At 46.3% G+C, this 18286-nt stretch carries 15 protein-coding genes; 5 read left to right on the plus strand and 10 right to left on the minus strand.

Going from position 1 to position 18286, the window contains the following annotated elements:
- Positions 1–77: 77 nt before the first annotated feature.
- Both QUB25_RS25090 and QUB25_RS25095 read right to left on the minus strand, forming a co-directional pair.
- Positions 78–2135, minus strand: coding sequence for a DNA polymerase III subunit gamma/tau (locus QUB25_RS25090; RefSeq protein WP_333060534.1), 2058 nt, complete (start codon positions 2133–2135; stop codon positions 78–80).
- Positions 2132–2443: a hypothetical protein gene (locus QUB25_RS25095; protein WP_333187333.1), complete on the minus strand. Its 312-nt coding sequence runs from the start codon at positions 2441–2443 to the stop codon at positions 2132–2134. Before QUB25_RS25095 ends, QUB25_RS25090 begins: the two co-directional genes overlap by 4 nt.
- Before the next feature lie 229 nt (positions 2444–2672).
- On the opposite strand from QUB25_RS25095, the gene QUB25_RS25100 reads away from it, so the two are divergent.
- Positions 2673–3584, plus strand: a complete 912-nt coding sequence (locus QUB25_RS25100) for a hypothetical protein (protein WP_333060533.1) — start codon at positions 2673–2675, stop codon at positions 3582–3584.
- Between the two features lie 17 nt (positions 3585–3601).
- Here QUB25_RS25100 and QUB25_RS25105 read toward each other — a convergent pair whose 3' ends face one another.
- The 4 genes from QUB25_RS25105 to QUB25_RS25120 form a co-directional block, all read right to left on the minus strand.
- Positions 3602–4324 (minus strand): DevA family ABC transporter ATP-binding protein, encoded by a 723-nt coding sequence (locus QUB25_RS25105; RefSeq protein ID WP_333187336.1) that lies wholly within the window; start codon positions 4322–4324, stop codon positions 3602–3604.
- A gap of 91 nt (positions 4325–4415) precedes the next feature.
- Positions 4416–5576 (minus strand): ABC transporter permease DevC, encoded by a 1161-nt coding sequence (gene devC / locus QUB25_RS25110; protein WP_333187339.1) that lies wholly within the window; start codon positions 5574–5576, stop codon positions 4416–4418.
- Between the two features lie 140 nt (positions 5577–5716).
- On the minus strand, positions 5717–7360 hold the full coding sequence (locus QUB25_RS25115) for an HlyD family efflux transporter periplasmic adaptor subunit (protein ID WP_333187342.1): 1644 nt from the start codon (positions 7358–7360) through the stop codon (positions 5717–5719).
- Positions 7361–7431: 71 nt separating this feature from the next.
- Positions 7432–8169 (minus strand): phycocyanobilin:ferredoxin oxidoreductase, encoded by a 738-nt coding sequence (locus QUB25_RS25120; protein WP_333187344.1) that lies wholly within the window; start codon positions 8167–8169, stop codon positions 7432–7434.
- A 128-nt stretch (positions 8170–8297) separates the two neighbouring features.
- On the opposite strand from QUB25_RS25120, the gene tatA reads away from it, so the two are divergent.
- Complete coding sequence (tatA, locus tag QUB25_RS25125; RefSeq protein WP_006632937.1) at positions 8298–8489, plus strand: twin-arginine translocase TatA/TatE family subunit; 192 nt, start codon at positions 8298–8300, stop codon at positions 8487–8489.
- 61 nt (positions 8490–8550) lie between these two features.
- On the opposite strand, the gene panB is transcribed toward tatA, so the two are convergent.
- From panB to QUB25_RS25145, 4 genes are all read right to left on the minus strand, one after another.
- Entirely contained in the window at positions 8551–9327 is a 777-nt protein-coding gene (gene panB / locus QUB25_RS25130) for a 3-methyl-2-oxobutanoate hydroxymethyltransferase (RefSeq protein ID WP_333187346.1), read from the minus strand.
- Between the two features lie 284 nt (positions 9328–9611).
- A complete protein-coding gene (locus QUB25_RS25135) occupies positions 9612–11411 on the minus strand; it encodes a tetratricopeptide repeat protein (protein ID WP_333187349.1) in 1800 nt (599 codons plus the stop codon).
- A gap of 260 nt (positions 11412–11671) precedes the next feature.
- Positions 11672–12961 (minus strand): ATP-binding protein, encoded by a 1290-nt coding sequence (locus QUB25_RS25140; RefSeq protein WP_333187352.1) that lies wholly within the window; start codon positions 12959–12961, stop codon positions 11672–11674.
- A gap of 237 nt (positions 12962–13198) precedes the next feature.
- Positions 13199–14956 carry a serine/threonine-protein kinase gene (locus tag QUB25_RS25145; RefSeq protein ID WP_333187354.1) on the minus strand — a complete coding sequence of 586 codons (1758 nt, stop codon included), beginning with the start codon at positions 14954–14956 and terminating at the stop codon, positions 13199–13201.
- A gap of 629 nt (positions 14957–15585) precedes the next feature.
- Between QUB25_RS25145 and QUB25_RS25150 the strand changes: the two genes are divergently transcribed.
- From QUB25_RS25150 to QUB25_RS25160, 3 genes are all read left to right on the plus strand, one after another.
- A complete protein-coding gene (locus QUB25_RS25150) occupies positions 15586–17016 on the plus strand; it encodes a form I ribulose bisphosphate carboxylase large subunit (protein ID WP_190660564.1) in 1431 nt (476 codons plus the stop codon).
- 136 nt (positions 17017–17152) lie between these two features.
- Positions 17153–17563 carry a RuBisCO chaperone RbcX gene (gene rcbX, locus QUB25_RS25155; RefSeq protein WP_333054738.1) on the plus strand — a complete coding sequence of 137 codons (411 nt, stop codon included), beginning with the start codon at positions 17153–17155 and terminating at the stop codon, positions 17561–17563.
- 45 nt (positions 17564–17608) lie between these two features.
- Positions 17609–17944 carry a ribulose bisphosphate carboxylase small subunit gene (locus QUB25_RS25160; protein ID WP_333041670.1) on the plus strand — a complete coding sequence of 112 codons (336 nt, stop codon included), beginning with the start codon at positions 17609–17611 and terminating at the stop codon, positions 17942–17944.
- The last annotated feature ends 342 nt before the right edge of the window (positions 17945–18286 follow it).

Raw genomic sequence — 18286 nt, forward strand, 5'->3', positions numbered from 1 at the left:
AAACCTGGAAGGGCGGCCACTCTTAGCAGCGCCCCTACTACAAAAACCGGGTTTCTCGGTTTTTTTTAGCGCTCTACTTACCAATCTATAAAATCATCCTCACCTAACTCAGAAGATAACTCGGGAAAATCCGGTTCAGATTCCAATCTAAAAGTTTCCGACTCCCAAATCTCCAAGTCATCCGACAAATCGACTACTTCCCCGTCAAACATACCAGCCAATTGCCTAGCCGTATTCGCGACATCTTGAGCATCAGCACGCACCGCTATAGCCTGAGCGTTAAAGTCATTTTGAGAGTCTGTAGAGCCGTTTGTGGGCGATCGCGATTCGGAAATTGCCGGCACATTAACGGCGGTATTTTCAGGCGCTGGCTGGTGTTTTTGTTCTTCTGGGCCATTCCCCAAAAAATCATCTGTAATCTCAGCATCCGCCGACTTCTGCACCTGTTGGCCCGCATCACTCACAGGATGAGAATTCCTGGCATTTTCCCCAACACGTCCGTTAGAAGTTGGCAAATCCTTAGCGCGAGAACTATTAGTTTCAGCGGGATTTGTCAAGCCCACTTTTACTGTTACTCGACGGTTAAAAATTTGCAAAAAAGCTTCTTCAATATTAGCTACTTTGTCTTTAACCATATTGAGCAACGGCTGCGAACTAATCTTAACATGAGCCGTATTATTGCTAAAAATTACTAGCTGTCCATGTTGGCGAAGCAGCGATTGAGTTCCATGCGGCCGCACGCGGTCAAGTACCTGTTCCCACACTCGATTTAAATCGATTTCATCGGCTGAATTAGTCGGTAAATAATTTGTTTGATTCGTTTCAGCAGTTGGTACAGGTGCGGGAATTGGTGCAGGAGGTGGGCTTTCTGTTCTATTAGCCACAGGCGGCGAAGTCGGTGGAGGATTTTGAGGTTTGGCAGCCGGAGGCGGTTCGATATTAGATGTCTGGCTCCCCCCCTTAGCAAGGGGGGGCTGGGGGGGGTGAATTTGTGATGGAGCAACATTTTTCGCTGGTTCGGCTGTTTTTTGCTGCTGAGTTTTAATTGCTGAGGGCAACAATCCCAATAGCGTTACTTCCAGCCACAAACGTGGCTGAGTAGTGTTTTTAATTTGCACTTCGTGGGTTTGCAAATGTTTCTGACCTGCCAAAATCAACTCCGCATCCCAACTGCGGGCAAAATCCCCCAGTTTTTCCCAAGTGGCCGATGTTAAAGCTACTAAATCTGACCGCTTTGGTGCAGCTTTGGCTATTAACAAATCTCGGTAAAAGCTCGCGAGACTTTGCAGCACGATTAGCGGTTCCCGACCGCGATCCATGAGGTGGCGGGTCATGTCTATTAGTGCGGTAGCGTTATCTGTATCAATAGCTTGCAGCAAATCCATTAAGTCATTTTCTGGGACTGCACCGACTAAATCCCAAACTTTTTCTACTGTTACTTCACCCTGAAATAAGCTTAGTTGATCGAGCAAACTTTCGGCATCTCGCAGACCTCCTTGGGCGATTTGAGCGACCATTTGTACTGCATCGCTGGCAATATTGATATTTTCTAATTTGGCAATTTTGTGCAAATGAGCAATCATTGCATCGAGAGGAATGCGGCGGAAGTCGAACTTTTGGCAACGAGAAATAATAGTTGGTAATACTCTTTGTGGGTCGGTTGTGGCGAGGACGAATACAACGCGATCTGGCGGTTCTTCTAGGGTTTTTAATAAGGCATTAAATGCCTGGGTACTGAGCATATGAACTTCGTCGATTACATATACTTTATAGCGGCACTGTACGGGAGCAAATTGAGCTCGTTCGATCAAATCCCGAATGTTATCTACTCCGGTGTTGCTGGCGGCGTCAATTTCGATGACATCTAGTGTCGAACCTCGGGCAATTTCTTGGCAAACGTTGCATTTGCCGCAGGGTGTGGGTGTGGGGGCAACCGTAGAAATACAGTTGAGGGATTTGGCGAAAATTCTCGCACTAGAGGTTTTACCGGTGCCTCTGGGGCCGGTGAATAGATATGCTGGTGCTATACGCTCTTGTAGGATGGCGCTGGTGAGGGTTTGGGCGATCGCCTCTTGACCGACTAATTCGGCAAATGTCTGAGGGCGATATTTGTGGTGCAGGGGTTCGTAGGTCACGATCGAATATGGGTGGTATTAGCTGTAATCTTAGCTAAGGAGACGTTGTTCGATCGCACCACAGCTCGACTTTCACAGCAAGCCGCCCGGTGGGCTGGCACGGCGGGAGTCAGCCAACAGTAGGAATTATCACTCTCCAACGTCCGCCCCTCGATCGTCCGGGCGATCGGCTGTTCTGCTTGATGTTTTCCGCTGCTCGCTCCCAGAGTTACTATTAATTTATGTGTATTTCTTTTTATTTTTCTAGAAACGGAGACCGCCGAACAAACATTTTTTTTAGCGATATTGGTATAATATATTACAGACAATTCACCATTTCTATTTGCCAGTGCCAGCGCGGGATTTTCCGATATTTCGGGAAGCTGCTTGCAGTTAAAGATAAAGTATTAATTAGAGGGTGCGTGCTCCAGTTGCAGAAATCCAGTTGTACCAAGATGATGGTGGAATGATGTCAATGTTGGTTGATCCAGTTGCACTACCAGCTCTACTCTGGAGTCCTGTAGAAATATAGCGTCAAATTTTACCCTTTAAAAGCCCATGTCAACCCAAATAATCCTTGTAGAACCAAGGTTGGCAGTAGCCTCTCCCAAACCTAAACAGGCTAAACCCGGAGATCCGTCCTCAGACCAACTCTTAATGGGAGGGTCGGGATTACTGTTGTTATTGCTTATCGGTTTAGCGGTGTTTACCAAGCTAAAACTCGACGATTTGAGTAAAAAGCTCAAATTTGAGGAGTTTAGAAATCGAGAACTCCAGAAAAAATATAAAATGGCTCTGGAAACCATGTTAAAGATGGAAAAGAATCCCGACCTTATCCACTCGCGAGACTTTAATTTAGACTACCTGAGAATGCGGATGGCGGAAGAGGTCTTTCACTTTGCCATTGTGAACCAGATCAAGGTAAAAGTTAAAGAAAAAATTAGTATTGCCCTGCGTCCGACTCAGGGGGCAGTGGGAGATAAAAATGGGAATGCGGGCAGCGGCCGGCAAGTGGATTCGATGTTTGATATCGAATACGAAACTGGCGATCCGGCAATAAAAATAGAAAAACGCGTGCTGTTTCGGATTCAAATTAAGTTGATGAAACTGCCGACTCAGGCAACATCAGCGACAATTAATCAAATTATTGACTGTTTGGAAACTTATCTGAGTCCTTCAGACGATCACGACAGTTGGCAGCCAACAATTCAAGGTCGCATCGTTCATATTGAGTGGGATCAAAAAGCCAAGCCGACGCCGATGTTGGTGCTGGAACAGTCAAATGAAGGAGTGAATGTTACCTTTAGGACTACTAGAACGCCTGCCGGCAGACCTGCAAATGCCAATGATAGCCAATTGGCCGGATCTAAGGGTCAAAAAAGTGGCAAAAGTAGTTCTAAAAGTCCAGCAAAAAGTGGGACAAAAAGTCCTGCTAAGGTAGGAGGAAAGCGTCCCGTTTCTCGGAAATAAGTGTAGGTGGATTAATATTATTTTCCCGAAAGAACGCCGGTTGCCGCCGTTGTTGAGGTATCTTGTGCGAGGTAGCCGTCTTCCATGTGAATAATGCGATCGGCTATATCTAAAATGCGGTTGTCGTGGGTGACAAGCAAAATAGTGCAGTGCTGTTCTTTGGCCAAACCTCGCATAATTTCTACCACATCTCGACCTGATTTACTGTCTAGTGCTGCTGTGGGTTCGTCTGCTAATACTAATTTCGGCTGGCTGACTAATGCGCGGGCGATCGCAACTCTTTGTTTCTGTCCGCCAGAAAGACTGTCCGGGTAATAATCTATTCTTTCTCCCAAGCCTACAGCTTCCAGCATTCCCTCTATTTTATCATTAGTTTCTTGGCGAGAAAGATGGCTGTGCAGTTCTAAAGACATTTGCACGTTTTGCCTAGCTGTCAAGCATTTGAGCAAATTGTGACCTTGGAAAATATAGCCGATGTCGCGGCGGATTTTAACTAATTTATTTTTCGCGGTTCCCCGCAATTCTTGGCCAAGAATTTTAAGACTACCTTCTTGGATCGATCGCAAAGCTCCAATCAAGGTTAACAATGTTGTTTTACCAGACCCCGAAGGCCCAGTCATCAGCACGATTTCGCCCGGATAAATTTCGAGGTTGATGTCAAATAATGTCTGTTTGCGAAGTTGTCCTTCGCCGAAGGAATGATTGAGATTTTTAATTGAGACTACTGGTAAAGTATTCATGGGTAATTTGTACTTGGTAATTGGTAATTGGTAATTCCTTCTTCCTTCTTCCTTCTTCCTTCTTCCTTCTTCCTTCTTCCTTCTTCCTTCGTTAAAAAATATCCGCCGGGTCAGCCGCCTGCAACTTCCTAACTGCGATCGCCCCCGATACAGAACACATGATCGTTGTCATTGTAAACACAGTTACAACTTTTCCCAAAGTCATGTACATCGGTAAACTCGTAGCAGTTCTAGCTAAACCGTATAGCCCCACAGAAATCCCAAGTCCTGGCAGATAACCAAGGATTGCCAAAATTAAAGCCTCTTGAAAAACCACACTCAAAAAGTAACCGTCTTTATATCCCATCGCCTTTAACGTAGCGTATTCTGGCAAATGGTCATTAACATCAGTATAGAGAATTTGATAGACAATCACGATTCCAACGATAAACCCCATTGACGCGCCGAGAGTAAAAATAAATCCGATCGCCGTGCTTTCTTCCCAATATTTTCTCTCAAAAGCTACGAACTCTTCTTTAGAAGCAATTGTCACGTCTTGCGGTAAAGTTGCCCTCATTTTTGCAATCATCGCCTTGACATCCGTTCCCGGCTGCAAGTGAACAATTCCGACATCAATTAAGCCTCTAGTTCTTCTACTGTGAAAAATCCGCAGAAAATTCAAATCGCTAGTAATAAGATTGCCATCAGCACCGAAAGATGCTCCTAAAGTAAATAACCCCTCTACAGTAACGCGGCGGTTATCTATTTCAGTTTCCACAGGCTTTCCCTGGTTGAAATATTCTGCTACTGGCCCAAACTCCGGGCGGGAAGCTCGATCGAATAAAACGACATCTGAAATTTGGATTTTGTCCAAATTATTTTTGACTTCCGGCAGCTCAAAGATGGGACGAGTGGGGTCAAAACCGATTACCATCAGTTGGCGGGTATTGTTTTTGTCTGGTTCGGGGTTTTTCCACAAACCAAAGCCTAGATATACCGGGCTGATTCCGGTAACGCCATTAAAACTTAAAGCTTGATACAAACGCCGTTGGGGAAAACTTTTCATGGCTATTAAAGCCGTTGATTGGGTGCTGGTGATAAAAATATCCCCTTTTAATTGCGAGTGAAAACTGGTGGAACTTTCAAATAGCGCGTCTCTAAATCCAAACTGGATAAACATCAGCAAGTCGGCAAATCCAATGCCGGCTAGCGCGATTACTAAACGCATTTTTTCGCGGGTTAACTGTGCCCAAGCTAGCGGTATTTTTGCCATACAATCAAGGAAGAAGGAATAAGGAAGGAGGAAGAGGGAAGAAGGAAGAGGGAATAAGGAAGGAGGAAGAGGGAAGAACGAGTAATGAGTAACAAGCTCGATCGCTCCTCTGACAAATTACCAATTACCAATTACCCATTTTAGATGTCTATTTTAACTTCAACCTGTAAGTTTGTGAACGATGCAACTTTCTTGCTCGATTCCGGATCGAGGCGAATTCTTACTTCGATAACTCTCGCGTCGGTGTCGGCTGCGGGGTCTGTATTGAGGACATCTTTTTTGCCGATTTGTTTGCCGATGCGAGCGACTGTTCCTTCCAAAGTGCCTGCAAATACGGGGCTGGTGACTGTTGCGCGCTGGCCGTTTCGCACTTTGGCGATGTCGGTTTCGTAAACTTCTGCTACGGCGTACATTTGATCGGTGCCGCCTAGTTCTACGATGCCCTCTTGAGTGTTGACACCTTCTCCTTGTCGGCTGTGAACTTTGAGGATGTAGCCGGATACGGGTGCTTTGACGTAACTTAAGTTTAAGTCTACTTGAGCTTTTTGTTTGGTGGCGATCGCACTTTCGACGGCGGCTTGGGCGGCTTGCACGTCTTCGGGACGTACTTCGGAAATTTGGTCTAGATTTGCTTTGGCTTGATTGATTTGTTCTTGGCCAGTTTCTGCTTTTTGTTTGAGTATTGCTTCGGCTTGATTGATTTGTTCTCTACCGGTTTCTATCTTTTGATTTAAGGTTGCTCTGGCTTGGTTAATTTCCTGGCTGCCTGTTTCTAACTTGCGTCGGAGATTCGCTCGGGATTGATTGATTTCCTGCTTGCCTGTTTCTACTGTTTGTTTGATTGTTGCTTTCGTTTCGACTATTTGCTCTTGCAGTGTTTGCACTGTTTTTTCTAATACAGCTTGCGCTTCTTTTACTCTCTGGCGAGCCGTCTCTGCTGCTAAGCGTTTGGTGTCGTAGGCGGAAGCAGAAATTGCGCCTGTTTCTGAGAGTTCTTTATTGCGTTGTTCCTCGGCTTCGGCGTTTGTCAATTCGGCTTTTAGCCGATCGACTGTAGCGTTTTGAGAGGCAATTTCGCCGCGCAATTGAGCTTCTAGCCTAGCCAATTTGGATTGCTGCACCTCTGTTTCTCTTTGGAGTTGTGCCTCAAATTTAGCAAGATTAGCTTGTTCGGCTTCGGTTTCTCTTTGGAGTTGTGCCTCGAATTTGGCGACGTTAGCTTGTTCGGCTTCGGTTTCTCTTCGCAGTTGAGCTTCTAAGCGGGCGACATTGGCTGCTTCGGCTTCGGTTTCTCTTTGCACTTGTGCTTCAAACTTGGCAACTTCTGCTTTTTGAGCGCCGACAACGCCTGTTTTTGCGCCTGCTTGAATTTTCGCTAATTCTGCTTGTTTGACTTTGACTTCTTTGTCGGCTTGTTGGAGGATTGCTTGGTGTCGATCGCGCGTATCGAGAACTGCTATGATTTGTCCTTGACTGACTCGATCGCCCTCTTCCACCTGCAACTGTTCAATTCTTGCTCCCTCCGACGCCGAAGGGGCCGACAATTTGATAACTTCCCCCTGGGGAGTCAACCTACCCAAAGCGGTAACGCTGGTGCGGGTGGAGGCGGGAGTTGCAGCAGCCGTTGCAGCCGCTGCCTTTAACTCTTCGGCTTTTCTAATTTGAGATACTTGCCAAAAACCGACTCCTGTGGTAACTACAGTGGCAGCGATCGCTAAACCGATGATTCCTCGTCCTGGGGGTTTTAAAAATGATTTATCCTTGACCGGTGATTCCTTTCCCATGACTTATAAAGTAGGTGATCTCCTGATTAAGTTTTTTTCACCCACTGTGAAGTATTGTAAACCAATTTCAGCTATTTAGGGATATCAAAAAGCACCTCGGTCATGTAATGTTCGGCCCAATCTTGACCGAAAGCTTTTTCGAGTACGCGACGGGTTTTGTCGTTTTGCTGCTGCTGGGTGCAGTAGTAAATTTGAGCGTCTAGAATTTCCGATGCTTCGGCGGCAGAGACTGGTTCGGAAGCGACTGCCTGTTTGCAGTGAATTTCAACGTAGGATTCAACAATATCCAAAAACCGACTGTTTTCTTCGATCGACTCGGGCCGCACAAACAGACAAAATTCTGAGAAAATATCCCCCCATTCGGGAATTTGGCGGGGACAAGAAAATTGATCGATCGGCAATATTGCCAGTTGGGTTCGGTAGGTTTCCGACAAAGTTCGATCGGGATTGAGGGGAGAAAGGTCTGCGATCGCGGCGCTAACTTGGCCTTTGCCTGCTACTATATCCGTACCGAACATCGGCAAAGCATAATTCGGTCTGGGAAACATCACGCAGTGCAGAATGTCAAGCAAGGGCCCGACTTTAGCGAGTTCGAGGTGTATTTTGCGGAACTGGGGCGTTTGATAGCAGCGGTTTTCAATGATCAGTTTTTCTCCTTCCAAGCGGCCTTCTACGTATCCCAACTCAGCGGGCAGGTGGTAGGGTTCGAGGTCGAGATAGCGGTGCCATACTGCTTCCATCCGGTCTGCTAAATCGCGGATGAGATGGTGCTGTTGGTCGCGCAGAGAAGGCTGGGATATTTCTAACATTCTTATTTATCGGGGGATAGCTTAATAAAACTTGATTCTACTGTTGCAAGATGCAGGAAAAAAGGTAGATACTTTAACAATATCAGTAGATTGACTTACGATCGAGCAAGTTTTACAGGAGATTTTGTATGTTTGGTCTGGGATTGCCCGAAATGGGCATTATTGCGGTGGTGGCTATACTAATTTTCGGCCCCAAGAAGATTCCTGAGTTAGGAAATGCTTTGGGCAAAACGCTGCGGAGTTTTAAGGAAGGGGTTGGTCAATCTGAGGATGAAGCTGTTGAGAAGGATAAAGAGGAAGAGGGCCAGCCGAAAGTGTAAATTAGGTTTGTAGTGAGGATTTTAGTCTTCCTTTTTAAGGGCTCAAGCCCTCACTAAGAACCTATTCTGGAAATTTGCCTTCTCTAACTTCGAGGGAATAATCTGTGACAGCTTGGGTAATTGTTTCTCGCAAATTGGCGTAAGCTTTAGCAAAGGGCGGCTGTTTTTCGGAAAGTCCCAACAAATCGGAAGTAACTAAAACTTGACCGTCGCAGTGTGGCCCGGCCCCGATACCAATGGTGGGAATAGTTAATTTTTGGGTAATTTGAGCGGCTAAGGCTGCGGGAATGTGTTCTAAGACGATCGCAAAGGCACCTGCTTCTTGAAGCGCGATCGACTCTGCTAGGATGCGATCGGCTGCTTCGGCCGTTTTTCCTTGTTTTTTGTAGCCGAGTTGGTGTACGGACTGCGGAGTTAAACCGACGTGCCCCATCACCGGAATTCCGGCGGATGTTAGCTGCGAAACTGTGGCAGCCATTGCTGGATATCCACCTTCCAATTTTACAGCTTGAGCGCCAGTTTCTTTCAAAGCTCTCCCGGCCGAGTGCATGGCTTGCTGGGGACTTTCTTGGTAAGTCAAAAACGGCAAATCTACAACAATTAATGCTTGTTTAACTCCACGCCGCACTGCTTTAGCGTGGTGCAGCATTTCATCGAGGGTTATGGGTAGGGTTGTGTCGTAGCCTAAGACTGTCATGGCGAGGGAATCGCCGACTAGGATGATATCTACGCCTGCTCGATCGATGAGTTGGGCGATCGCATAATCATAAGCTGTCAGGGCAACAATTGACCGCCCTTGTTGTTTCCACTGAATTAATTGATGAGTAGTGACTGACATTTTAGTGCAAAAATATAATATTATCTCCTGCTATTACTTATAATATCAAATATAATAAATTATATACAATCAATATTGTAGGGTGTGTGAGGCGCGGCGATTAAGAACTGTCACAAATTGAGCAACTTCATTCAGCGCCTCACGCACCAGCAAAAACTCAATGCAGGCCTGTAATGATGCGCCTTAGCACTAGGTATAAGCTGCGATGGCTCAACTAAATAATCTACAATTTAGGCTGCATATTATACATTTTAACAATATTTATAACGGAGCGATATCTTTATTTATTCCTGAATTTCTGCTAATAACTGTTCCCCGAAAGGATGTTTTTGCAATTGCTCAAATGTCCAATGGCCTTTACTGATTCCTTCCCGCCACAGCCCAACATAATTTTCCCACACAATCTGAATGTTGGGGTGGTTTTCTGGTAATTTGCTGCGAAGAATTTCCACAGCTTGCAAACACAGCGGTTCTGCTTCCGAGTACCTGCCTTGGGAGTGATAAAGTAAAGCTAAATTGTTGAGGCGAGTGGCTAAACTGGGATGGTCTTCTGGGAGCGATCGTCTGTTTATTTCTAATGCTTGTAAATACAGCGGTTCTGCTTCCGAGTCTCGACCTTGGGAACAATAAAGTAAAGCTAAATTATTGAGGCAAGTGGCTAAACTGGGATGGTCTTCTGGGAGCGAACGCCTGACTATTTCTACTGCTTGCAAACACAGCGGTTCTGCTTCCGAGTACCTGCCTTGGAATTTATAAAGTAAAGCTAAATTGTTGAGTTTAGTGGCTAAATTGGGATGGTCTTCTGGGAGCGAGCGCCTGTTTATTTCTAATGCTTGCAAATACAGCATTTCTGCTTCCGAGTACCTGCCCTGGGATTCATAAATTCCGGCTAAATTGTTGAGGTTACTGGCTAAACTGGGATGGTCTTCTGGGAGCAAGCGCCTGACTATTTGTAATGCTTGCAAATACAGCGTTTCGGCTTCCGAGTACCTTCCTTGGGAACTATAAAGTCCGGCTAAACTGTTGAGGTTACTGGCTAAACTGGGAGGGTCTTCTGGGAGCGAGCGCCTGTGTATTTTTAATACTTGCAAATACAGCATTTCTGCTTCCGAGTACCTTCCTTGGGAATAATAAAGATCCGCTAAATTCTTGAGGTGAATGGCTAAACGGGGATGGTCTTCTGGGAGCGAGCGCCTATCTATTTCTAATGCTTGCAAAAACAGCGGTTCCGCTTCCGAGTACCTTCCTTGGGATTTATAAAGTCCGGCGAGGTAATTTAAACTACTTGATAATGCCGCTTCCACATCTAATCCTTGTTGAAGGGCGATCGCCTTTTTAAAACAGTCTATCGCCAATTCATACTCATCCTGAAAATTTTCGCACTCTCCCGACTCTATCCTTCTGTTGTAAATCTTCCCCATACTGGCATAAAGACTTGCCAAACTGGGGTCTTCGAGTCCTTTTTTCTGTTCGGTTCGCGCGATTAAATCCTGCAAATCTTCCAGCGGAATCAAACTCGGCGGTTCGCGATCGTCCTCTTCAACTAGGGATCGAAACGGTTCAAATTCAGTTTTGGTAATAGCCGCAGTTTTTTTCGTATCAAAGCGAAACACACCTTTCCGCCAACTCCAAAAATCAGGAGACTCATTACTAATCAGAATTTCAATTTGTCGCGTCACCCACAAGACAATCGAAAACGGAAACTCCCGCAATGCTTCCCGCGTCCATTGCAAATAGCCGAAAAACACTTCCTGTTCCGATCGACTTTCGCCAAATTGTTTAAAAAACCGCAGTTTCTCCACACCCGTCACGGTGATCACGGCTTTTCCCCGCTGCTGCAAATATGCTTCTTGTTCGACTAAATTGGCGATCGCCGATCGCAAACTCGGTTCACCCCTCGCCAATTCTACGCGATAGCGGCGGATATCCGGTTCGAGTTCTGCTTCATAATCCGAAATCAGGCGATCGCGACAGTCGCTATCATCGCAAACAGCGATTAGCAAGTTGAGAATATCTTTACCCGCTTCAATTGACACGAGTAAATCTTCATAATTATCTTGGTTTTGACTGTTGAGATTCGACATAATTAATTGTCATTGATATCGAAGTCTCGATCCCCCTAAATCCCCCTTAATAAGGGGGACTTTGAGAACACTCTTGTCCCCCCCTTAATAAGGGGGACTTTGAGAACACTCTTGTCCCCCCCTTCTTAAGGGGGGTTAGGGGGGATCGACTTTGGACTCAGACATTACCTTAGTCTCCCTTTGCTGGGACGAAAGTTTGAGCGATCGCGTTGCTAGCGGTTTCAACCGCCGAGTTTAATTGTTGAGTATAAAAGAAATTATTAACGCGGAAAATCATCTCGCTGCTTTAACAATTCTAGCACGATCGGGTGAATGTCGTACCACAAAACAGCATTGCGATATTCCAAAACATATAACCCATGCAGCAAGTCCAAAAAGCCTTGTGCTTTCGGGTCAGCAGGTTTAAAATCTCTGTAAGTTGCCATCAACATCTCATAATCAGTTGTTCCTAAACGGGTATCAAAATCGATCCGCAATTTATTAATCGCTTCCTCAAACACCTCAGCATTAATTTTAATCGCAGCTTCTGGATTCCGTCGCACCAACCGCAAACAAATGCGACAGCATTCGTTAGCAATTCTAATCAATTCTCGCAATACTCCACCGCTGTAGGCGACAACGCGATCCAGGGTTTCCGGTTCGATCAATTCACTTCCCAAGCGTTTAGCTAAAATCTCTTTCAATCTCGCCGCCGGTTCCGCCATTGCAACAGCATCAGCATTCCGGCTTTCCCCGCGTTTAAACAGCTTTGTGACTGGCATGAACACGATTTGATCGTTAGTTTCCGTTTCCACGGTAGCGGCCAAAGAGACATCTCGCAGCGCCGAAATAGGAGTTGTTAAAATCATCCTAAAATTCGGCAAAAATAGGGCTTTGATATGTTCTTGATAAACTTGGCGAACGACACCTAAATCCAACTTATCCAGGTCATCAATCACTACAATTACGTCTTTTTTGGCACCTTCTCGAACTACGGCAGCAATCTCGTTAATTGTCGCCACCAAATCCGAAACTTTGCGAATAAATTCTTGTTTTATTTCTTCACGAATCGTCGCATCAGCTTTTAACTTCCCTGTAATCATCTTAAACAAGTTAAAACCGACAGATCCGCTTGCGCCCAATTCGTCAATTTTTGTTTTAGTTTTAGTGGCAAACCAGTTATAAAATGATTCTTTAATTGATTGTTTGATGGGAATTTCCAGTTTTTCTGCAGCATCCATCAACTGAACTGCGATCGCAAACAAGATATTGATATGATTGACATCCGACATTTCGATCAAGTCGGAAATCGAGAAAAAGACTGTAAAATAGCGATCGTCCATCTGGCGGCAAAATTCCGCCAACAGTGTAGATTTACCGCAACCGCGATGTCCGCTAAAAATAATTTTACCGCTACCGGAAGGGTCATCTTCGACTAATTGCTCTAATTGTTCGAGCACTTCCGTCCCGTATTCTACTCGGAAGTTCTCGACTTCTTTCGGAGTTATCAGCGGCGATAACTCCATATTTGCATACGCTGTCCGAAAGGATTCTAATAATATTTTTGACATGGCACTCTGAGGCTATTATTTAATGTTCTTCATGATTATAAGCTTTCTACCATCTTAATTGTAGATTTTGGGCCGGATGTGGGGCACACCCCACAATAGTTTTTAAAGCCGGAGAGCTCCCCTAGCCTCCCTTAACAAAAGGGGGACAACATTACTCAAAGTTGGTCTTTTTAAGGAAGTAAAATTTAGGGGTAGCTGAATTTGAGGTGAAATGTTTAATATTTAATTAGTTAATTCCTACCGCCATCCCAACCACCTGAGCACGGGCACAACTAAATAATGACTTACTCCCAAACAAAGCCCGATCGCACTTCCCAACAAACCAAAGAACACAATTGAACCCCAAACTTGCAGCCAGCCGAAGGTAACGTTAGACAGTGACAAAATCCCAAAGAAACTCCCCGGAAAAATGTTCCAAGCATTCAGCAACAGAAACATTCCCGTAGAGAAAACAGCCACTACCAAAGCGTGAACTAATTGATGGCTCCGCAAACCCATTCCCACAGTCAAAGAGGCGATCGCAAAAGCTCCCAAAATAACCCCCTGCACACCGCTAGAAGCTGTTGCTTCCATCCAGCACAAACCAGCCAACAAATAACCCTGAGCTCCCATCAATCCAGACAGCCAATACTGTTTTTGCTGGCGAAAACTCCCCGCATCAGTCAAACCGATCGCAGTTCCGAACCCCGCAAACCCAAACAGCAGCACTTCCGGCCCGACAGCGAAAGTCATGTTAGGCATTAATTGCTGCAAACCTTCATTCAGAAAACTGGCAATTTCCGGGCCTAGAGGCGAAGCATAACCCAAAACCAAACCGCCGATCGCCCCGGCAGTTCCACCAACGCCACCGAGCACCATTTCCCAGCCCGTATCCAGAGAAGCTACCACGATTTGGGCGATCGCGCCGAACACAACACCAGTCAGGCTGACAGTTTTTTGCGCCCCCGCCACCACTACTTGCCGGCAGAATTCTACAATAGCTTGGCCGATTGGGGCGATCGCGATTTTGCCCTTACTCCTAGCATAAATCTCCTGCAAACGCGCCCGAACATCGCCAGCCGTCGCCGGACGCTGCTGCACGTTCGATCGCACCATATCGTCCAACAAATTCGCCAAAGCCGGACTCACAGATACAATGTGGCGCCACCGCAACTCCCCCGTCATCGGATCTTCAATTTCCGCCGGATACTTCCCCGTCAGCAAGTGAATGCAAGTCCGCCCCAGGGCATAAAAATCCGTCGCCGGCACCACACCGCCGCCAACAATTTGTTCCGGCGGACTGTACCCGGGCGAAATCAACCGCGTCGAACTCCGAGAATCTTTCCCCACGGATTCGACACCGCCCATCTGTTTAACTCCCCCAAAGTCGATCGTCACCAATTGCAATCCGCCCAAACCCTTGCTTAGCAAAACTTGGGGCGATTCCGGGTCTCGCAGCATCAAATTTGAGGGTTTAATGTCGCGGTGAATAATCTGACACCTGTGCAACTCCTCTAAAATTTCCACAGCTTGACTCAGCCAACTAAACACCCATTCCTGCGGACATCCCTGAGGGTGCTCGTCGAGAACCTCTTCTAAAGTTTTGCCGTGAATCTTTTCCATTACCAAACAAGGCAGCCGCTTCGCCGCAGGATTTCCCTCGCCACCTGCAAAATTTTGCGTTTGGACGTGAAAATAACCGTCTGGATCGACTCTAGGGACGCCCGGGTGCCGCAAAAGTGCCAAAACCCAAGCTTCTTGCTCGAACAGTTTCAGCGCTTTCGCGGAAGTTTCGAGCAACACTTTCAGGACGCGCTCGGTTTGAGTTTCTGTGTCCCAGACTGTGAAAATTGCTGCAAAGCCCCCGGAACCGAGGCTTTCTAGAGGCAGGTAGCGATTTTTTAGTCGCAGCGGAGCCCCGCAACTATGACAAAAATTGTTGCCCCAAGTCTGAGGGTAGGGCCTTGGGCAATCTGGATTGATGCAGTGAACGGCTTTTGAAGGGGGGTGAGGCACAACCAGAGTAAAAATGGGGCTAAATATCCATACTAGACTTACGCGCAGCTAACGCAGAAACCCGGTTTTCAGCGAGGTTAAATGGCTGTAACGGCGGATTTGGTTTGAGAAACGAGCTTACTCTTGCTGCACAAGTCCTGTCCATATTATGTGGTATGCTGTCGATTTTTGAGTTGACGGTCTGGAAGTCGCGGGATTTTAGATTTTAGATTTTGGATTTTGGATTTTAGATTGCATACAGGATTGCTGTTGAGATCGATCTCAACTGCCATCCACAACTTTAGGTATTTCTAACTACTTAGCCCAGACCCATTACCCCTTACTAATTCTGATTTTTAAGTATTAAATTCTTTACATAAACCGTATTGATTCGCTGTTCGGCTCGCTGCACCATATCTTCCGCTCAAGCGAAATTCCTCCCTGCTCTGCGATCCCCAGCCTTTCCTCCTGCATCCTTCGCCGCTGGCTTTTCATAAGATATGTTACAAATATTTGCCTAATGTAAAGCAAAATAAATAATACTTATGATGATTAAAAGAATATTAAAATTTGAGAACGCCACTTTATTGATATATTTTTAACAGCCTGCGATCGGGCAAAAAAATTAAGCGAATACTAGGAAGCGAGATATGGCTTACGCGCAAACCCAAACTCAATCAAAGGCTGGGTATAAAGCCGGAGTTCAAGACTATAAACTAACGTATTACACGCCGGACTACACCCCAAAGGATACAGATGTTTTGGCGGCTTTCCGGGTAACACCGCAGCCGGGAGTACCCCCTGAAGAAGCAGGCGCTGCTGTGGCTGCTGAATCTTCCACAGGTACATGGACAACTGTGTGGACTGACCTCCTGACCGACCTCGACCGCTACAAAGGTCGCTGCTACGACATCGAGCCAGTTCCCGGTGAAGACAACCAGTACATCTGCTTCATTGCTTATCCTTTGGATTTGTTTGAAGAAGGTTCCGTCACCAACTTGCTGACCTCTTTGGTCGGTAACGTGTTCGGTTTCAAAGCTCTGCGCGCTCTGCGGTTGGAAGACTTGCGGATTCCCATTGCTTACCTGAAAACCTTCCAAGGCCCTCCTCACGGTATTACCGTTGAGCGGGACAAATTGAACAAGTACGGCCGTCCTTTGCTGGGTTGTACAATTAAGCCCAAATTGGGTCTGTCTGCTAAGAACTACGGCCGTGCCGTTTACGAAGTTCTGCGCGGCGGTTTGGACTTCACCAAAGACGACGAAAACATCAACTCGCAACCGTTCATGCGCTGGCGCGATCGCTTCCTGTTCGTTCAAGAAGCTATTGAAAAAGCTCAAGCAGAAACCGGCGAAGTCAAGGGTCACTACCTCAACGTAACAGCCCCCACCTGCGAAGAAATGATGGAGCGGGCTGAGTTCGCTAAGGAAATCAAAACCCCCATCATCATGCACGACTACCTGACCGGTGGTTTCACTGCTAACACCACCTTGGCTAAATGGTGCCGCCGCAATGGTATTTTGCTGCACATCCACCGCGCCATGCACGCAGTTATCGACCGTCAGAAAAACCACGGTATCCACTTCCGCGTGCTTGCCAAGTGCTTGCGGATGTCCGGCGGCGACCACCTGCACTCCGGTACAGTTGTGGGCAAACTCGAAGGCGAAAAAGGCATCACGATGGGCTTCGTAGACTTGATGCGCGAAGACCACATTGAAGAAGACCGCAGCCGCGGTATTTACTTCACCCAAGATTGGGCCTCCATGCCTGGTGTCATGCCGGTTGCTTCTGGTGGTATCCACATCTGGCACATGCCGGCTTTGGTGGAAATCTTCGGCGACGACTCCTGCTTGCAGTTCGGCGGCGGCACCTTGGGCCACCCTTGGGGTAATGCACCTGGTGCAACTGCTAACCGCGTTGCTTTGGAAGCTTGCGTCCAAGCTCGTAACGAAGGCCGCAACTTGATGCGCGAAGGCGGCGACGTGATCCGCGAAGCTTGCAAATGGTCTCCTGAACTGGCTGTTGCTTGCGAACTCTGGAAAGAAATCAAGTTTGAGTTCGAGGCAATGGATACCCTTTAAGGATTTTTGGTTGGAGATTTTAGGTTTTAGGTCGCAAACTTGCTAGGAAGTCTTTATCTTTGAAGAAGATTTACAAGTAAGTTTGCATCCAAAATCTAAAATCCAAAATCTAAAATTTGAGGGGGCTGGGGTCAAAATGGATCTCAAACAAGTTGCGAAAGACACCGCTAAGGTGCTGGCAAGTTACCTAACCTATCAATCCGTGCGGATGGTGGTCGCTCAGTTGAGCGAAACCAATCCTCCTCTGGCAATCTGGTTGAATGATTTTTCTACTAAGGGCAAAATCCAAGATGGAGAAGCTTACATTCAAGAGTTGCTTTTGGAAAATCAAGATTTAGGATTTAGGATCATGACTGTGCGAGAGTATCTGGCTCACGATGTGACGGAATTTTTGCCAGAAATGGTTTGTACTGGCATTCAACAGGCGAATATGGAACACAGACGCCAGCATTTAGAGCGAACTACGCAACTTAATTGGTCTGTTTCTAGCAGTAATCCTGAAACATCAATAGATTCTGAACCGAATCTGGATAATTTGTCGAGTTAATCGATCGACAAGTGCGATCGAACACACACCTTAGAGATACAAAAAATGAAGACTTTACCTAAAGAGCGTCGTTACGAAACTCTGTCCTATTTGCCCCCGCTGACAGACGCGCAAATTGCCAAGCAACTCCAGTACATCCTGGATCAAGGCTACATTCCCGGCGTAGAATTCAACGAAACCTCTGCCGCTGAAATGCGCTATTGGACTCTGTGGAAGCTGCCTTTGTTTGGTGCTCGCAGCGTCCAAGAAATCATGACAGAAGTTCAAGCTTGCCGTCAAGATAATCCTGGTTGCTACATCCGCGTCATGGGTTTTGACAACGTGAAGCAGTGCCAAGTGCTGAGCTTCATCGTCCACAAGCCTAACACCAGAGGCTACTAAAAAGTATTGGCTGGCTAATCTAACTTTTAGGTTAACAGTCATTGCAGATTGGAGGCGGGGAATTTTCTCTGCCTCTTTTTTTATAGTTTGCAAATAGCTTTTAACACTTGCAGCAACAAAACTGAAGAGTCGGACTCCATCAGGTTTAGCAAAGGCATTAGTTGATAGGTTGGGTTATTGCCCCCCTGAATATTGACGAACTGATAGTGCATTCCGTTTGTTGTCAAGCCCCAGATTGTATCCTGATATTTTAAATTTTGATAAGCAATACTCCGGACAGTTTTTAAGCAGCCAAAGTACCATAAGACAAGACTGAAGGAAGGTTAGGGTGATTTAAAATCA

This window comes from Microcoleus sp. B3-D7 (genome assembly GCF_036705305.1).
Classification (GTDB): domain Bacteria; phylum Cyanobacteriota; class Cyanobacteriia; order Cyanobacteriales; family Microcoleaceae; genus Microcoleus.